Origin of the sequence: Paenibacillus pedocola, from assembly GCF_031599675.1 — a bacterium.
Lineage (GTDB): Bacteria > Bacillota > Bacilli > Paenibacillales > Paenibacillaceae > Paenibacillus_AQ > Paenibacillus_AQ pedocola.
Genome location: NZ_CP134223.1, coordinates 4384522 through 4400238 on the forward strand (window position 1 = coordinate 4384522; position 15717 = coordinate 4400238).

Genomic DNA, 15717 nt, shown 5'->3' on the forward strand with positions numbered 1-15717 from the left:
GCGTCATGTTCGGCGGCAAGCATATCAACGTAACAGCCGTACGGCGGAAGAATCAGGAAATCACATTTTTGGAGGTGCCGAAGAGCGATAAGAGCTGGGTCATCAAACTGCGCAGGATTCCTCTGCTTCGCGGCATTGTCAGTATTATAGATTCCAGCGCCAAAGGCTCCAAGCACCTCAATTATTCGGCTGAATCCTATGCCGAGGATGAGACAGAGCCGGAAGAGCTGGCGAAGCAGAGGGAAAAGACTAAGAAGAAGGAAGAAGGCTGGAGCCTTGGCATGATTTTTGGCGTCGCCGTTATGGGGATATTGTCATTTCTGTTCGGTAAGCTCATTTTCACGCTGGTGCCTGTCTTCGTGGAGAATTTCCTTTTCAAAGATGCATTTGATAACTATATCCTGCACAACCTCGTAGAAGGCGGCATTAAACTAATTCTGCTGTTAGTCTATCTGACAGCTATTTCGCAGACTCCTGTGATCAAGCGGCTGTTCCAGTATCATGGAGCCGAACACAAGGTCATCAGCGCCTTTGAAGCCGGCGAAGAATTAACTGTAGAGAACGTACAGAAATACAGCCGTCTGCATTACCGCTGCGGCAGCAGCTTTATGATGCTGACCATTATACTCGGCGTGGTAATCTACTCTGTTGTCCCTTGGAGCAACCTTACGGAGCGCATTCTTCAGCGGATTATTCTCCTGCCGGTTGTCATCGGTGTTTCGTTTGAGGTTCTGAAAGGAACCAACGCCGTACGGGATATTCCGGGCCTGAAATATTTGGGGTATCCGGGACTGTGGCTCCAGCTGCTTACAACGAAGGAACCTAAAGACGATATGGTGGAAGTATCGATCGCTTCGTTCAACCGGATGCGGGAGCTTGACGCCGCGATTGAAGCAAGAGGATATGCGGAGGAAAGTGTGTCAGGCGGCATATTGGATCCTGCGAAAGGATGAGTGGCCTATGATCAGGCATGCTTTGATTTTTTGGATTGCAGTTTCGCTCGCAGTACTTGGATTAGTTACGGGGATTATGGACTATGGCCTAGGCTGGCTGTTTTGGACGCTGCTTCCTACTCTGCTGCTGTGCGCCCTTCTGATCTATGCGTACCGGTTAACTCAGAAGAAGCCGAATGGTCCGGGCAGATCAAGACCCAAAGTAAAGCCGTCCCAGAAAACCATGGCCAAAGTTGCAGGGGTCCGCAAGACTCAAGCCGCTCCAGGCAAACGCAAAACTTACCCGTTTCAAGTCATTGAAGGCAGCAAGGGAAAGAATGATGAACATCTTCCCAAATATCATTAACCGCTGTTTCTGAAGTATAATTTACAGTTTATCAGAGCATCCCGATGTTGCGCCAGCAATCATGCGGGATGCTTTTTTATTAGGAATTACAGCCTGTAGCTTAAGGTTTAAAGGATGTAGTTAGGGCTTGTAAGGACGCCAATGTTTGAAAAATACTTCCCCTGCCTTCATTCCTGCTGCATACAGCTCATCACTCTGCTCTGGAGAGATATGGAATTGCGTCGTGGATACGCCGAGGGTCGGAATTTTGACGGTACGCACGAACTTTTCTGTCTCAATATAACGCTCGTCATGCGCAGACAGCATCGTACCCACCATTGCCTGCAGCATGCTGAACGGACCGGTGATCCGGTGCGCCTGCGGCTCCGCCTTCCCGATCAGCTGGTAACCGACCGTAGGAGTCCTGCGCTCCGGGCTTTTAAAGCCCTCCTTCTCATCGAACAGCCATAGCGGAAAATTACTCAGCAGGCCGCCGTCCACTACATAAATAAACTGTTCCATAAAGGTTTTGCCCTTCGCCGCCTGCCCGTTTAGACGCAGCATCACCGGATCGAAGAAATACGGAATACTGCAGCTCATCCGTACCGCCTTAGCGACTTCAAATCCGCCCGGAGATATCCCGTAGTCCTCCAGATCGTCGGGCAGTACAATAATTCGCCCATTCGTGATATCGGAAGCAATGATGGACAGCTTGCCGCGCGGCAGATCACTGAAAGTAACAATGCCTTTGTCCCGTAAAATGCCACGGATCCACGCCTCCAGCGCCTCTCCGGAATACAACCCTTTCTTAATCATTACACGCAGTGCAGGGCCAACGATAGCGGTATTGTACAGCATTCCCCGCTTTAAAAAAGTGGTAAAAGAGGTCTGCCTGATAATCCGGCTCATGGTCTCTCCGTCATAGCCTGCGGCCAGGAGAGACGCGATGATGGAACCGGAGGAAGTACCGGCCACTTTTTTGAAGATGCCCCCTGCCCGTTCCGTAGCCTCAACCGCACCGGCAAGCGCTACGCCTTTTACACCTCCGCCTTCAAATACTGCGTTAATCTCCATACACGGCAATCCCCCGTTCCATAGATCTAATGCTTATCTATGAGCACGGGGGAGCTTTAATGACTTTTTAAATAGGGATGAGGGAATTCCGCTTAGGATTTAAAATAAAAGGACAATAAGCTTGATAGCCCATACGGGTCACGGACGACAATATCGTTAGCCCGGAACATGATACTACCGGAAACTTCCTCGTAATTCTCATTATATTTCAGCTGGTTGATGATCTGCTCGCCGCTCTGCCACTCTGCACTCTGTTTGGTATCGCCTACCTTATAGGTTGCCTGGCCGATGTAGAGCTTAACACCTGTTCCCTTAACCTCATTCACCCACCAGTCCACCAGCTTGTCGTATCGGGCGGCCGTGAAGGATAGGCTCCAGTATATTTGCGGAGCAATATAGTCTATCCAGCCGTTCTGAATCCAGGTGCGGGTATCCGCATACATGTTGTCGTAAGCGGAAACGCCCGCAGCGGTATCCGATCCAGAACTGTCAGCTTTCTTATTGCGCCAGACACCGAACGGACTGACCCCATAGGAGAGCGCAGGCTTTGCGGTGTGAATCTCCTGGCCCAGCTGGCGGATAAATTCGTTAATATTGTCCCGCCGCCAATCTGCCTTGCTCACAATGGCTTTTGAATTATACGCGTTAAAAGCATCATCATCAGCAAAGGTAACGCCGGAAGGGTAGAAATAGTCATCTAAATGTATACCATCGATGTCGTAACCGCGTACAACCTCCATCACGGTATCTATAATGTGCTGGCGCGCTTCCGGAATGCCGGGATTTATGTACAGCTTGCTGTCTGCCTGAACGATCCATTCCGGATGAAGCTTAGTCACATGATTCGCAGCCAGCCCGGCAAGTGTTGCTGCACCGGTGTCCGTAGTTGCCCTGAACGGGTTGAACCAGGCATGAATCTGCATGCCCCGCTGATGCGCCGCGCTGACCATGTATTCCAGCGGATCATAACCAGGGGCCTTTCCCTGCGTACCTGTCAGCACCTTGGACCAGGGAACCAGCTGCGAGGCGTAGAGGCTGTCCCCCGAGGGGCGGACCTGTACAAAAACAGCATTGAACCCGGTCGCCTTGAGCTTGTCCAGGAGCGTATCGAATTCCTGCTTCTGCTTCGCAGCATTATTCGCCGAGGCTGCCGACGGCCAGTCCAGATTGAATACAGTGGAGACCCATGCCCCCTTCATCTCCTTCCCCGTCTTGACACCCGGGATGGACGGCACGGACGGCACTGTTGGCGCAGGTACTGTCGGTGCGGGTACCGTTGGTACAGCCGGAACCGTTGGAGCCGCCGGATTATTGATCTCGGCATTTGAATATAGTGCGATATGCTTGGCCGCCTGATTCCACACCACCTGCAGCCCCAGCTGTTCGCTAACAAACCGCAGCGGCACCATCACCCGCCCCTGTTTGATCTGCACGGAGGTATCGAGGCCGATAGAAGCATCATTAACCAAAGCTGTCTTCTTGCCGCTGGTCAGCTTGAGCACGGTATCCTCCTTGCTGATTGTTGCCGTCTTACTGCTCTGATTCCATTCGACAGCCGCACCTAACCCTTTACTGACAACGCCGACCGGCACCATCGTTACGTTAGAGGCTGTAATGTATGGCGGCACGTCACTGCTCAGCGTCTCCCCGTCCAGTTCAATTGTAATCTGAACCGCTGCCGCCGCCCGTGCGCCTGTTGACCACACCGGCAGGCATAACATCAACACCAATACTCCCATAATCCATTTACGGTAATTCATAATTCCTCCCGGTTGTAAAAAAATTAATATTGCTTTTAACAAAAAAAAAGAAACGGCCTTCTCGTCCTTGAATAAGGGAGACGGCCGTTTCTTTAAAAACGGAGTCAGGCAGAAACTGTCTTTCTGCGGAAATACAAGAAAAAGTATAACGGAAAGTCTATACTTTCTTATACTTCATTAAAGGACGTTATCCGTTTTGACGTAAAAAAACTGGAAAGGTTGCGGTAAACGATACAGAAACAGTCTTCTTTATGAATCGCTGACCAGTTCATGGTGGATATCATATAAGGTCTTCACGCGTTCTTCATCGCGGCGGAAATACTCCACCAGCGTTTCAATCCGCGTAATGGAATCCCAGCTCAAATGATGCTCAATGCCTTCGACATCCTTATAAATATGCTCCTGCTGCACTCCGATCAGGCCAAGAAACTCCTCCAGCAGCTGATGCCGGTCAACAAGCCGTTTTCCCACTTTTTTACCTTTGCTCGTTAGGACAAGCCCACGATATTTCTCATAGATGAGATATTCGTCCTTATCCAGTTTTTGGATCATCTTGGTCACAGATGAGGGGTGTACTTCCAATCCCTCGGCAATATCCGAGACCCGCGCATAACCCTTCTCGTCGATGAGCTTGTATATGCGCTCCAAATAATCCTCCATGCTGGGTGTTGGCATTCAAGTTTACCTCTTTTCTATAATGAGCGTGGCACGGGGGCCAACCTTGCTCTAACAATGATACATGTTTCTGCCGCTCCTTGGCAAGTCCTCCGGTGCTGAAACGCCACCGTTAGCGATGTTTACCATGATTTCAGCGGCCCGGAGAAAGGCACAATATCGGTATGACCATCCAAAGGAGCGTGAATACATGACGATCGCAGCACCTGAACGCCCTGCCGTAAAAAAACAAAGGAAGCCCACCGGTTTGTTCATCCCTGAGCTTGTTTTTTTTGAGCCGGATGCGCTGAATTACCCCAAAGGGGAGCAGATCATGGAATGGGTCAAAGCCCGTAACATCCCCTTCCGGATGACCACCTCGCATAACCGGATTACGAATCTGCCCGGCGAAACCGAGGTGGAGCAGTATAAAATCGCCAAACGGACCCTTGTGGTCGGTCTTCGAAAAACACTGGCTTTTGACCAGTCTAAGCCTTCAGCCGATTACGCGATACCCATTGCCACCGGCTGCATGGGCCACTGCCATTATTGTTACCTGCAGACCACGCTTGGCGCGAAGCCTTATATAAGAGTATATGTAAATACAGGTGATATCCTGGACGCAGCCAAAAAATATATTGATGAGCGTGCTCCCGAAATCACAACTTTTGAAGCCGCATGTACCTCTGATCCCCTGGGGCTTGAGCATATTACCGGTTCACTGGCCGAGCTGATCACTTTCATGGCTGCTGAGCCACTAGGCCGGCTGCGGTTTGTTACCAAATACCAGCATGTAGATCCGCTGCTGAAGCTTAATCATAATGGTCATACGCGGATCCGCTTCAGCATCAATGCTGATTACGTAATCAAAAACTTTGAACCTGCCACTTCCCGCTTCGAGGAACGGATTGAGGCTGCCGGAAAGGTTGCCCGTGCCGGTTACCCGCTCGGCTTCATTATCGCGCCGATTATCTGGCATGACGGCTGGGAGGAGGGCTATGGGGAGCTGCTGTCCAAGCTGGCAGAGACATTGCCGCCGGACGCCGGTAAAGGCCTGACCTTTGAGATGATTCAGCACCGGTTCACCAAGACCGCCAAAGCCGTCATCGAGAAACGTTATCCGAAATCCAAGCTCGAGATGGACATCGAGAAGCGCAAAAAGAAATGGGGCCGCTGGGGACAGAATAAATATGTCTATCCGGACGAACAGCAAACCGCCCTGCGTGAATTTATCACAGAGCGGATCTTTGAACATTTCCCGGAAGCGGGCATTGATTATTTCACCTAAAACCCACCCCACATAGTGAAGCGACACAGTAAGTAGGTTCCGAATACTTTGCGGGGACCCTACTGCACCTTGCTGCTAAAAAATCAGCCAGTCCGGCGTTACTCCCTGCAGCCAGATCGTAATCCGGAACATTTGGTCCGTGAATAGCAATAAGCCCATAAAGATCATCAGCGCACCGCCAACCTTCATCAAGGCATTAGAATATTTTAGAATGCGCCGGGCACTCCCAATGAAAAAGGCCAGTGCAAAAAACGGCAGCGCGAACCCGATGCTGTAAGCTGTGATCATGGCAAACCATGTGGTTGGATCACTGGCCGAGAGCGCGATGATCGCTGTCAGAATCGGCCCGATACACGGTGACCAGCCTGCAGAGAAGCCGATGCCGAATATGAAGGACCCGGCATACCCTGCCGGCTTCCATTTCAGATCCAGCTTACGCTCGCGCAGCAGAAACTGCGGCTGGAATATACCGAGCAGGAACAGGCCCATGACGATGATCAGAATCGCCGACAGCTGGCGGATCAAATCCCGCTGGCCGTTGAAAAATTGCCCGAACAGCCCGGCACCGAAGCCGAGCGTATAGAACACTGCCGAAAAACCCAAAATAAAGGCCAGCGTATGCGAAAGGGTCCGGAAACGGACCTCTTTGCTGTCGCTTCCGTTTTTTAGCTGCTGGACCGACAGTCCGGTAATATACGATAAATACGAAGGATAGAGCGGCAGGCAGCAAGGGGAGATAAACGACGCCACTCCGGCGGCAAAAGCGATTCCTGCATTCAGATTGGACAAAGCGGCAGCTCTCCTTTCGGATTCGGGGTCACTTTATGTATTGCAATTCCGCAGGTGCTTGAGAGATTAGGCAGGCAGCCCCTTTTTACCGATCAGGGTCAGGGTGAGCATTGCGATAAGCAGGAGGACGATTGTCGCTCCGGGTGCGAGATTCCATACTCCGGCCACAACCAGACCGCCGACAACGGCGATTTCCGCGATAATCACAGATAGCACCACCGATGACTTAAAGCTGCGTGACAACAGCAGGCTGATCGCCACCGGAATGGTCAGCAGCGCAGACACGAGCAGGGAACCGACAATTTTGATTGCAGTGCTGATGACCAGCGCCGTCAGTACTGTAATCAGCATATTGAGCAGCTTTACAGGCAGTCCGCTGACACTTGCCGCATCCTCCTCAAAGCTGAGCAGGAAAAATTCTTTGAAGAACAGTGTAACGACAACAACCACTGCAATAGTCACTATCCCCACTACAACCAGATCCGTATTGTCGAGCGTGTAGATACTTCCGAACAGATAGCTCATTACATCCGCATTATACCCTTTGCCCAAGGTAAAGAACAGCGAGGCAAGCGCCACACCGCCAGACATAATAATAGCGATCGACAGTTCGGCGTAGCTTTTGTAAGCTTTCCGCAGCTTTTCAATGGCAAAAGAAGCCACCACTGCAAAGATCAGACCTGCTCCAAGCGGATAAAATCCGGTCAAAAAGCCCAGCGCCACCCCGGCAATGGTTACATGCGCCAGCGTATCACCGATCATGGATAAACGTCTTAAGACAAGAAAAACGCCTATAAGCGGCGCCGTAATACCGATCATCAGCCCGCCCGCAAGCGCCCGCTGAAAAAAGTCACTGAATAGGATTTCCAAGATGATATCTCCTCTGAAATTCAATTGCATTTTAAGATTTTTGTATAAAAAATTTCGATCCCTCCCAAACCCTCCCTTCCAAGGGAGGGCCCCAAGGGCTCTGCCCTCTGGACACCCGCTAAGTGCAACTGGCGTATGAGGTTAGGCTCAAGCTATCTAGATAGGATGAGGAAGGATCGCTTTCGTCCCTTGCGGGACACGCTTTACTTTGGATTTGTTTAGTTTCTGGGTAAAGAATAGAGAGCGACGAGCAATAAGTGTATAAAGTGCAATTCGTACACAGCTAATACTATAACTTTTAGTTTAGTACTAGTGCCTATCCCTCAGACCCCAGATCCCTCTCGCTTCACGTCAGCGTATGCTGCAGATTCTCTACCACGCAATCCTGGGCCTCGTGGGAGTGGCGGCAGTAGAAGTTGATTTTGCCGTTACTCTGCACCGGCTCGTTACCCAGATAGCTTTTGATCATGTCAATGTCATGCGATACCATCAGGAAGGTCATGTGGTGGTGGGCATGCATATGGAAGATAAGATCAAAAAATCCCGCCTGCGTCTCCGCGTCAATCCCCACCGTTGGCTCGTCCAAAATGAGCAGATCCGGATGGTTGATCAGCGCACGGGCCAGGAATACACGCTGCTGCTGGCCGCCGGACAGCTGGCCTACTCTTTTCTCGGCGATATCCTGAATCCGCATGACTTCCAGCGCGTCCTCGCACTGGCGGTGCTGAGCCTTGGATACCCGGCGGATCAGATTTTTGTTATTGTACAGCCCGGACAACACGACTTCACGGACCGTGGCCGGGAACAGCGGATTAAAAGCATTTTTCTGCGGAACATAGCCGATCCGTTCCCAATCCTTAAATTTCCGCACCGACTGGCCGAACAACTTGATGTCACCACCGGTTGGGGGCAGCAGGCCGACGATCATTTTCATCAATGTGGTTTTGCCGGCTCCATTTGAACCGATAATGCCTAGAAAATCTCGTTCCTTCACCGTGTAATTCAGACCGGAAATCACCTTCTGCTCCCCGTAGGAGAAGGACAAATCCTGTATTTCAATCATATGCTGATGGCAGTCCAGGGATACCGATTGCATGAGTTGTACCGCCTTTCCTTTATACTTTCCTTTTTATTGTAAAGCCAGAATCAGATTTTGCAAATTTTTCTCCATCAAAGTGAAATAATTATCCCCGTTCTTCTCCTGAGCCTCAGTCAGTCCCTCCACCGGATTCAGTACCATCGTCTCCACACCCGCTTCACCTGCCAGTGTTTTGGCCAGCTTATCGGAGACTAATTCTTCGAAAAAGATATACTTGATGCCTTCCTCTTTCACGAGTGCAGCCAGGTTCACCAGATCCTGACCGCGCGGCTCCGAATCCGGCGATAAGCCCATAATGGCATGCTGGGTCAGGCCATAGTCGCGTGCCAGATACGCAAAAGCCTGATGGGAGACGACAATCTCTTTATTCGGCATCTTGGCAAGCTCTGTCTCGAATTTGCTGTCCAATGCCTGCAAACGCTCAGCAAGCTTGTTATAACGCTCCTCATAGCCCGCTTTATGCGCTGGATCAACCGCAATCAGGCTCTCTTTAATATTTTCCGCCATGATCAGTGCCGATTTTGGACTTACCCAGGTGTGGGGATCCGTATGCAGACTGTCACTGCTGCCTTCCGCCGCATGCTTCTCCGCTTCTTCTGCTTCACCGTGATCATGTCCATCTTCTTCGTCAGTCATAATATAATCCACGCCCTGGCTGACTTCAACAGCCTTGGTTTCACTGTCGCTTTCCAGACTTTTCAGGAAATTCGGCACCCAGCCCTCAAGGCCCGCTCCATTATACAGGAATAACTGTGCCTTGGAGGTATTGATAATATCCTGGCTGCGCGGTGTCCAGTCATGGGGCTCCACCCCAACCGGCAGCAGATTGATTGCATTCACATCTTCGCCGCCAATTTCACCGGCAAATTCATATATGGGATAAAAAGTTGTGACCACGTTTACTTTACCCTCGACAATACTCCCGCTGCTCTTAGTGCCGCAGGCTGCGAGCATCAACAGAACCGGCAGGGCAAGCGCAATCAGCAGTCCTCTGTGCAAACCTTTGAAAGACATAATAACTATCGACTCCTTAAATCGTAAATTTTACTATGAGAATTATAATAGTAATCGTTACGATAAGTCAACACCGAACTCTTCCCGAACGGCAGGATGAAAAAGAACGCCTGCAGCCGTTCCCGGCATGCTGGCGTTCTTTTCCTCCTATTGATTTATGCTTATTTAACAATAGCTCCGTTTGGCATGCTGTCCGGAACAGTAGCGATGGTCAGTTGGTCGCCTTTGGAGGCCGCCAGAATCATGCCTTGCGACAGCTCGCCGCGCAGCTTCACCGGCTTCAGGTTGACGATGCAGATGACTTTACGGCCTACCAGTTCTTCCGGTGTATAGAACTTGGCAATCCCGGAAACGACCTGCCGCTGCTCGTACCCCAGATCCAGCTGCAGCTTCAGCAGCTTATCTGCCTTCTTAACCGGCTCTGCTGCGATAACCTGAGCCACGCGCAGCTCGGCTTTGGCGAAATCGTCGATGCCGATTTCTTCTTTGTGCTCTTCCTCCTGCTCCGCTTCGGCGGCAACCGGGGCTGCAGTTGCTGGTGCAGCTTCCGCCTCGGCGGCTGCCGGCTTGCCTGCACCCATTGCCTCTGCGATGTAGGCCACTTCCACTGCGACGTCAAGCCGCGGGAAGATCGGGTCGCCCTTGGCCAGCTTCGTTCCGGCCGGAATCAGGCCAAAGGTCTTGCCGCTGTCCCAAGTAGTCAGTTCACCCGGCTGGATGCCAAGCTGCTCCCAGATTTTGGCCGGTGCACCGGTCAGGAACGGCTGAAGCAGAATTGAGGCTGTGCGCAGTCCTTCCACGAGATGTCTCATTACTGATCCCAGCTCGCCGGCTCTGCTCTCATCCTTGGCAAGCACCCATGGCTGGGTTTCGTCGATATATTTATTCGTCCGGCTGATAAAAGCTCCAATCGCGGTAAGCGCCACGGAGAACTCCATCTTTTCCATGGCTTCTTCTACCTTGACATAGGTGCTGTTTGCTGCCGCTTCCAGCTCCCCGTCAAATGCAGTAACGTGACCTGCATAAGCCGGAAGCTCGCCGCCGAAGTACTTCTCCACCATCGCTCCGGTACGGTTCAACAGGTTGCCGAGATCATTGGCGAGGTCGTAGTTGATCCGGTCGACGAAGCTCTCCGGTGTAAACGTGCCGTCCGAACCGAACGGAACCTCACGCAGCAGGTAGTAACGCAGCGCATCCAGACCATAGCGGTCAATCAGCGTAACCGGGTCAACGACATTGCCCTTCGATTTGGACATTTTGCCGTCCTTCATCAGCAGCCAGCCGTGGGCGAAAACCTTCTTCGGCAGGGGCTCGCCCAGCGCCATAAGAATAATCGGCCAGTAGATGGTATGGAAACGTACAATTTCTTTGCCGACGATATGCACATCCGCAGGCCAGAACTTGTCATACAGGGTGCGGTCCTCGGAACCATAGCCAAGGGCTGTAATATAGTTGGTGAGCGCATCAATCCATACATAGACCACATGCTTGTCATCGCCTTTAACCTTTACGCCCCAGTCAAACGTTGTACGCGAAACCGCAAGATCCTCAAGGCCCGGCTTGATGAAGTTGTTGATCATTTCGTTCTTGCGTGATTCCGGCAAAATAAACTCCGGATTCTCCTCATAGAACTGGATCAGCCGGTCAGCATATTTGCTCATCCGGAAGAAATAGCTTTCTTCCTTGACCAGCTCCACGGGATGGCCGCTGTCCGGGCTTTTGCCTCCGGTAATATTGCCGTCCGCATCACGTTCGATATCCACAAGCTGAGTCTCGGTATAGAACGTCTCGTCCGAAATACAGTACCAGCCCTCGTACTCACCTTTATAGATATCTCCCTGCTTCAGCAGGCGGTCAAAGATATCGGCCACCACTTTTTTATGGCGGGGTTCGGTTGTACGGATGAAGTCATCATTGGAGATATCCAGCTTGCGCCACAGCTCCTTAATGCCCTCGACAATCCCGTCAACAAACTCCTGAGGCGTCTTTCCGGCTTTGCCTGCCTTCTCTTCGATCTTCTGCCCATGCTCGTCGGTACCGGTCAAATAACGGACCTCATAGCCGCGCAGCCGTTTGTAACGGGCCATTGCATCACCGGCAACCGTCGAATAGGCATGCCCGATATGCAGCTTATCACTTGGATAATAGATCGGGGTCGTTAAATAAAATGTTTTCTTCTCGCTCATTGGTATGGGTCATCCTTTCGTCATGACAAATCTCTTAATACTAATTAACGCAAAAAACTCCCGCCCCTATATGGGGCGAGAGTATACTCACGCGATACCACCCAAAGTTCCCCGGCTCTTCACAGAGCACAGGCTTCGCCAGTTCCCCTGAAGGGAACTGTCCATTAACGCTGGATCACGCTGTTATCTTACCAGAGCCGGTGTATTATCCGCTCCTGCTCGAACACAGTTCCTCCCGGACCATATTCAATCTGTGTACCATACCGGTTCCCAGCACTCCCGGCTCTCTGTAATGGCCAACCCGATCTACTCATCCGTTCCTTGGAATTCTTGTTATTCTCCAAAATATACCCAAAAATAACCCGCCCTGTCAAGTCGTGCGGGCAGAGCTCTCACCTGGCGGCTGATCTTCCCGCGGCGGCACCGGGTCCAGCCCTCCGGGATGGAAGGGATGGCATCTGGCAATCCGCTTTGCGGCGAGCCATGAGCCCTTCACCGGGCCGTGCACCTCAATCGCCTCCAGCGCGTATGCGGAGCATGTCGGATAGAACCGGCAGGTCGCAGGCTTCAGCGGTGAGATGAACTTGCGGTATACCCGGATAGGAGCTTGAACTGTTCTGCGCAGGCTAGCCATATCAGCGGCCTTCTTTGCCGTGAGCCGCTACGGCTGAGTCTTCTTCACGGCTGCTTTCACATTCCTTGCAGTAACCGAACACCTCAAATTTATGCTTGACTACCCGGAACTGATCCGGGGTATCCGTTAAATTCATCGGGCAGAAATGGATCGGGTAAGTCTTCATACACTGAAGGCATATCATATGATGATGATGGTGGTCCTGACTGCAGCTGGCTTTGAATTTGACGCCTTCTTCAAATACCACCTGCTCCAGTACGCCGAGCTCCTCCATCACACGCAGGTTGCGGTAGACCGTATCGAAGCTGAGTCCGCTGTACTTGCGCCCCATATGATCATAAACATCCTTCGCCGACAAATATCCCGTATTCTCGCCGAATAACTTGGCAAGCGTTTTGCGCTGATCGGTGATTCGCAGACCCTGCCCCGACATTGCTTCCAGTATTTGTTCTGTCGACAGCATTCGCTCATCTCCCATAACATAAGTCATTGGTGTTGCACTCTCTTTATAATGCCCCAAAACAAATGCCCCGTCAATGAAGTGCCGCCGTGGATTTCGCCCGTAAAGAGTAATTAAAGGACATCCCTATCCTGCAGATATACAAAAACCGGCCAAAGCTCCACAAGGAGCCTTAGCCGGTTTGAATTACACATACTCGATGAATCTCTTATTGCTTCAATGCAGGAAGCGGCGTGAAGACAAAGTTAACCGGGAGATTGCTTCCGGAAGCCACGGAGAATACGATATCTACCGGGCCTTCATAATTGCCGGAGCGGTAGACTACAGCATTCATATCCGAGCTGGACAGGTTGCCTTTATTCGGCAGGTTGACAATGGTATTATTCACCATCAATGAGCCAAGATAATTGCCTCCGCGCGGGTTAAACGTAATCAGGGTGTTTGGTGCGACGCGTTCGAGTCTGATTTTGTACAGCACACCGAAGTTTCCGGCATTGGACGCTGTGGTTCCGGTCATAGGGTCCATACCAATCAGATTCAAGTCGTTCTTGTTATCACCAAGCACCAGCTTAGCTTGTGTAGCTCCGACCACATCGCTCACATTAATGATCCGTGTGGAATTCGGATAGGTTCCGCGGTTGTGTACGCCGTCACGGTCCAGAATCGGCAGTGTTGGCAGCAGAGCCACTGGATCCTTACTTTCTTCGACCATCACCACATTGTATTGAACCGTGAGATCACTGAACAGATCGGCACTAAGAGACAGTACTTCACCCGGCTTCATGGACACTTTATTAATATCCGTCAGGATTGGCATGCTCTGGCCTGGCTGCAGCGTCACGGAGCTGTATTTTTCATTAGTCAGCATAGATGTGTAATACTTCAGGATCGAGATTTTACCGGTATATTCCGGGGAAGTAACCGGACCGGCAATCCCTGAATATTGCGTTGTAATGGTCGTCGGATACAGATTATTGTTGGTTGCGATAACATACAGCTTCTGTCTTGTAGACATATTGTTCATGTGATGAACAAGGAAGCGTGTCTTGCCGACCGCAGTTTCACGGTACAATATTCCTTCCGTATTAACTGTCTCTGGACTGTTGCTGCGGATCAGTAAGTAATCCTCGGATGAAGTGGTATTATTCACATTAGTCAATCCAGGAATCATTCCGCCGTCCATAGAAATAATGTCTCCCGGCAGAGTGAACAGCTTCGCTACTTCATCCTGGGTATACAGCTGTTCGCTGGTAATATTAATGGTTTTCTCAAAAGTACTGCTCAGACCGTGCTTATCCGTTACTTTCAATTGAATCGACACCGGACCTGGATTAAAGAATGCCAAAGCGCGGTTCGTCCACTCGGCAGTCAGTGCTTCATTTTCCGGATCATAGCTTAGATCAGTAAGGGTTACCGGCTCACCCATCTTGTACTCTTCTTTGTTGGTTGTGAAATTAGCGACCGGCGGCTGGTTAGGCTGCAGCACATTAATCGTCACAGAATAAGGGTCACTTAACACCCCGTTTGCATCCCGGACAGAATAAGTCACTGTATAATACCCGGGCTGATCATACATATCCTGCTTATTACCGCTCCAGATTTCCTCAACAATGGGTGTTCCATTTGGAGAAGAACTAGTGGTTTTATAAGTAATATAGGTCTGGCCGGCATAAATTTCCGTCGGTTGAACGCTAAAAGTAGCTGTCGGCTTAGTGTTCAGTGTCAGAATGACACGCTTCCCTATGTTATCAACCGTATACGGAATTCCGAGCGCGTAGGTAATGGAGGTCAGAGGAACCATAAATGTTCCTTTATATTGGTAAGCCGGACCTTTCATCGTCACTTTACTGCCGTTTACGGTATAAATTTTGCTGTCTGTTTTGAAACGCATCACACTGGTGCCTTTGGTAACAATGACTTCTTTAGTTTTGTAATCATAGGTGTAACTCACGCCCACCATCTCCACCATAGCGCGAATGGAGACGTAGGATACTCCGTATTTGACGGCCATCGGCTGATTAGCCAGATACGGTGTGCCGTTCTTGTACATTTTATTGCTGTTCATCATTAGTATGAGCTGATTGGAGGTTGCTGCATAAACGGCTGTCACCGTGTTTACTGGCTGGGCATTAATACCTTCAGTCGCAGCAGGAACTGCAGTTTCCGACGGAACCGGGGTCACTGCCGGGGTTGTTGCCGGGGTTGTTGTTGCCGTAGGATTCGGGGTTGCTGTTGATGTAACCGTTCCGGCTGGAACTTCACTTGGCAGCGGATCGGTAGCCTCCGGCTGAAGCGTTACCTCAGACACCTTAGCAGCTTCTGCTGCGTAAACAGTGCTGGATACCCCTGCGGTACTGACCGGTACGGCAAACGCCGGAACGGCTGCTGCAGCTTGCGATACAACCAATGCAGCGACTAATGTTAGTTTTTTCAAATTCATGGTATGACTCCTTCTGCTCCCATTTGTAGTTTATAAGGCAGTAATTTATCTCTCTGATCCTTATATTCCCCGCAAAACATAATCCTCCTCAAAAGCCGGCAGGTGATGTTTTGCCACGTCCATTTTACAAAACATAGTATTAGACGCATCGAACCTCAAAAAGTTTCATTC

General features: G+C 50.8%; 14 protein-coding genes. 3 read left to right on the top strand and 11 right to left on the bottom strand.

Translation table 11 applies throughout. The features are described from left to right. Positions 1-5: 5 nt before the first annotated feature. Positions 6-953: a DUF1385 domain-containing protein gene (locus QU597_RS19595; protein ID WP_370656279.1), complete on the top strand. Its 948-nt coding sequence runs from the start codon at positions 6-8 to the stop codon at positions 951-953. A gap of 7 nt (positions 954-960) precedes the next feature. After that, on the top strand, positions 961-1299 hold the full coding sequence (locus tag QU597_RS19600; protein WP_310829456.1) for a hypothetical protein: 339 nt from the start codon (positions 961-963) through the stop codon (positions 1297-1299). Between the two features lie 120 nt (positions 1300-1419). Here QU597_RS19600 and QU597_RS19605 read toward each other — a convergent pair whose 3' ends face one another. The 3 genes from QU597_RS19605 to mntR all read right to left on the bottom strand — a co-directional run bounded on the left by QU597_RS19605 (position 1420) and on the right by mntR (position 4787). Continuing rightward, positions 1420-2352, bottom strand: a complete 933-nt coding sequence (locus QU597_RS19605; protein WP_310829457.1) for a patatin-like phospholipase family protein — start codon at positions 2350-2352, stop codon at positions 1420-1422. Between the two features lie 92 nt (positions 2353-2444). Continuing rightward, positions 2445-4112, bottom strand: a complete 1668-nt coding sequence (locus QU597_RS19610; RefSeq protein WP_310829458.1) for a family 10 glycosylhydrolase — start codon at positions 4110-4112, stop codon at positions 2445-2447. Between the two features lie 249 nt (positions 4113-4361). Continuing rightward, positions 4362-4787: a transcriptional regulator MntR gene (gene mntR / locus QU597_RS19615; RefSeq protein WP_054941509.1), complete on the bottom strand. Its 426-nt coding sequence runs from the start codon at positions 4785-4787 to the stop codon at positions 4362-4364. Positions 4788-4977: 190 nt separating this feature from the next. On the opposite strand from mntR, the gene splB reads away from it, so the two are divergent. Continuing rightward, positions 4978-6054, top strand: a complete 1077-nt coding sequence (splB, locus tag QU597_RS19620) for a spore photoproduct lyase (RefSeq protein ID WP_310829459.1) — start codon at positions 4978-4980, stop codon at positions 6052-6054. Between the two features lie 75 nt (positions 6055-6129). Here the strand turns inward: splB and QU597_RS19625 are convergent, their stop codons facing one another. From QU597_RS19625 to QU597_RS19660, 8 genes are all read right to left on the bottom strand, one after another. After that, the gene (locus QU597_RS19625) at positions 6130-6843 is read right to left on the bottom strand and encodes a cytochrome c biogenesis CcdA family protein (protein ID WP_310829460.1); all 714 of its coding nucleotides are present in this window, start codon (positions 6841-6843) and stop codon (positions 6130-6132) included. A gap of 66 nt (positions 6844-6909) precedes the next feature. Beyond that, positions 6910-7713, bottom strand: a complete 804-nt coding sequence (locus tag QU597_RS19630; RefSeq protein WP_310829461.1) for a metal ABC transporter permease — start codon at positions 7711-7713, stop codon at positions 6910-6912. Between the two features lie 346 nt (positions 7714-8059). Further along, on the bottom strand, positions 8060-8809 hold the full coding sequence (locus QU597_RS19635; protein ID WP_054941513.1) for a metal ABC transporter ATP-binding protein: 750 nt from the start codon (positions 8807-8809) through the stop codon (positions 8060-8062). 33 nt (positions 8810-8842) lie between these two features. Next, a complete protein-coding gene (locus tag QU597_RS19640) occupies positions 8843-9826 on the bottom strand; it encodes a metal ABC transporter substrate-binding protein (RefSeq protein WP_310829462.1) in 984 nt (327 codons plus the stop codon). Between the two features lie 161 nt (positions 9827-9987). After that, positions 9988-12012 carry a methionine--tRNA ligase gene (gene metG, locus QU597_RS19645; RefSeq protein WP_310829463.1) on the bottom strand — a complete coding sequence of 675 codons (2025 nt, stop codon included), beginning with the start codon at positions 12010-12012 and terminating at the stop codon, positions 9988-9990. Between the two features lie 370 nt (positions 12013-12382). Then, positions 12383-12646 (bottom strand): membrane protein insertion efficiency factor YidD, encoded by a 264-nt coding sequence (gene yidD / locus QU597_RS19650; protein ID WP_206105225.1) that lies wholly within the window; start codon positions 12644-12646, stop codon positions 12383-12385. A 1-nt stretch (position 12647) separates the two neighbouring features. Then, positions 12648-13109 (bottom strand): Fur family transcriptional regulator, encoded by a 462-nt coding sequence (locus QU597_RS19655; protein ID WP_206105226.1) that lies wholly within the window; start codon positions 13107-13109, stop codon positions 12648-12650. A 205-nt stretch (positions 13110-13314) separates the two neighbouring features. Beyond that, on the bottom strand, positions 13315-15546 hold the full coding sequence (locus QU597_RS19660) for a stalk domain-containing protein (RefSeq protein ID WP_310829464.1): 2232 nt from the start codon (positions 15544-15546) through the stop codon (positions 13315-13317). Between the last annotated feature and the right edge of the window lie 171 nt (positions 15547-15717).

Bases quoted from the DNA above. Each gene is read 5' to 3' on its own strand.
- QU597_RS19595 (WP_370656279.1), top strand. From the start codon at position 6: ATGTTCGGCGGCAAGCATATCAACGTAACAGCCGTACGGCGGAAGAAT.
- QU597_RS19600 (WP_310829456.1), top strand. From the start codon at position 961: ATGATCAGGCATGCTTTGATTTTTTGGATTGCAGTTTCGCTCGCAGTA.
- QU597_RS19605 (WP_310829457.1), bottom strand. From the start codon at position 2,352: ATGGAGATTAACGCAGTATTTGAAGGCGGAGGTGTAAAAGGCGTAGCG.
- QU597_RS19610 (WP_310829458.1), bottom strand. From the start codon at position 4,112: ATGAATTACCGTAAATGGATTATGGGAGTATTGGTGTTGATGTTATGC.
- mntR (WP_054941509.1), bottom strand. From the start codon at position 4,787: ATGCCAACACCCAGCATGGAGGATTATTTGGAGCGCATATACAAGCTC.
- splB (WP_310829459.1), top strand. From the start codon at position 4,978: ATGACGATCGCAGCACCTGAACGCCCTGCCGTAAAAAAACAAAGGAAG.
- QU597_RS19635 (WP_054941513.1), bottom strand. From the start codon at position 8,809: ATGCAATCGGTATCCCTGGACTGCCATCAGCATATGATTGAAATACAG.
- QU597_RS19640 (WP_310829462.1), bottom strand. From the start codon at position 9,826: ATGTCTTTCAAAGGTTTGCACAGAGGACTGCTGATTGCGCTTGCCCTG.
- metG (WP_310829463.1), bottom strand. From the start codon at position 12,012: ATGAGCGAGAAGAAAACATTTTATTTAACGACCCCGATCTATTATCCA.
- yidD (WP_206105225.1), bottom strand. From the start codon at position 12,646: ATGGCTAGCCTGCGCAGAACAGTTCAAGCTCCTATCCGGGTATACCGC.
- QU597_RS19655 (WP_206105226.1), bottom strand. From the start codon at position 13,109: ATGCTGTCGACAGAACAAATACTGGAAGCAATGTCGGGGCAGGGTCTG.
- QU597_RS19660 (WP_310829464.1), bottom strand. From the start codon at position 15,546: ATGAATTTGAAAAAACTAACATTAGTCGCTGCATTGGTTGTATCGCAA.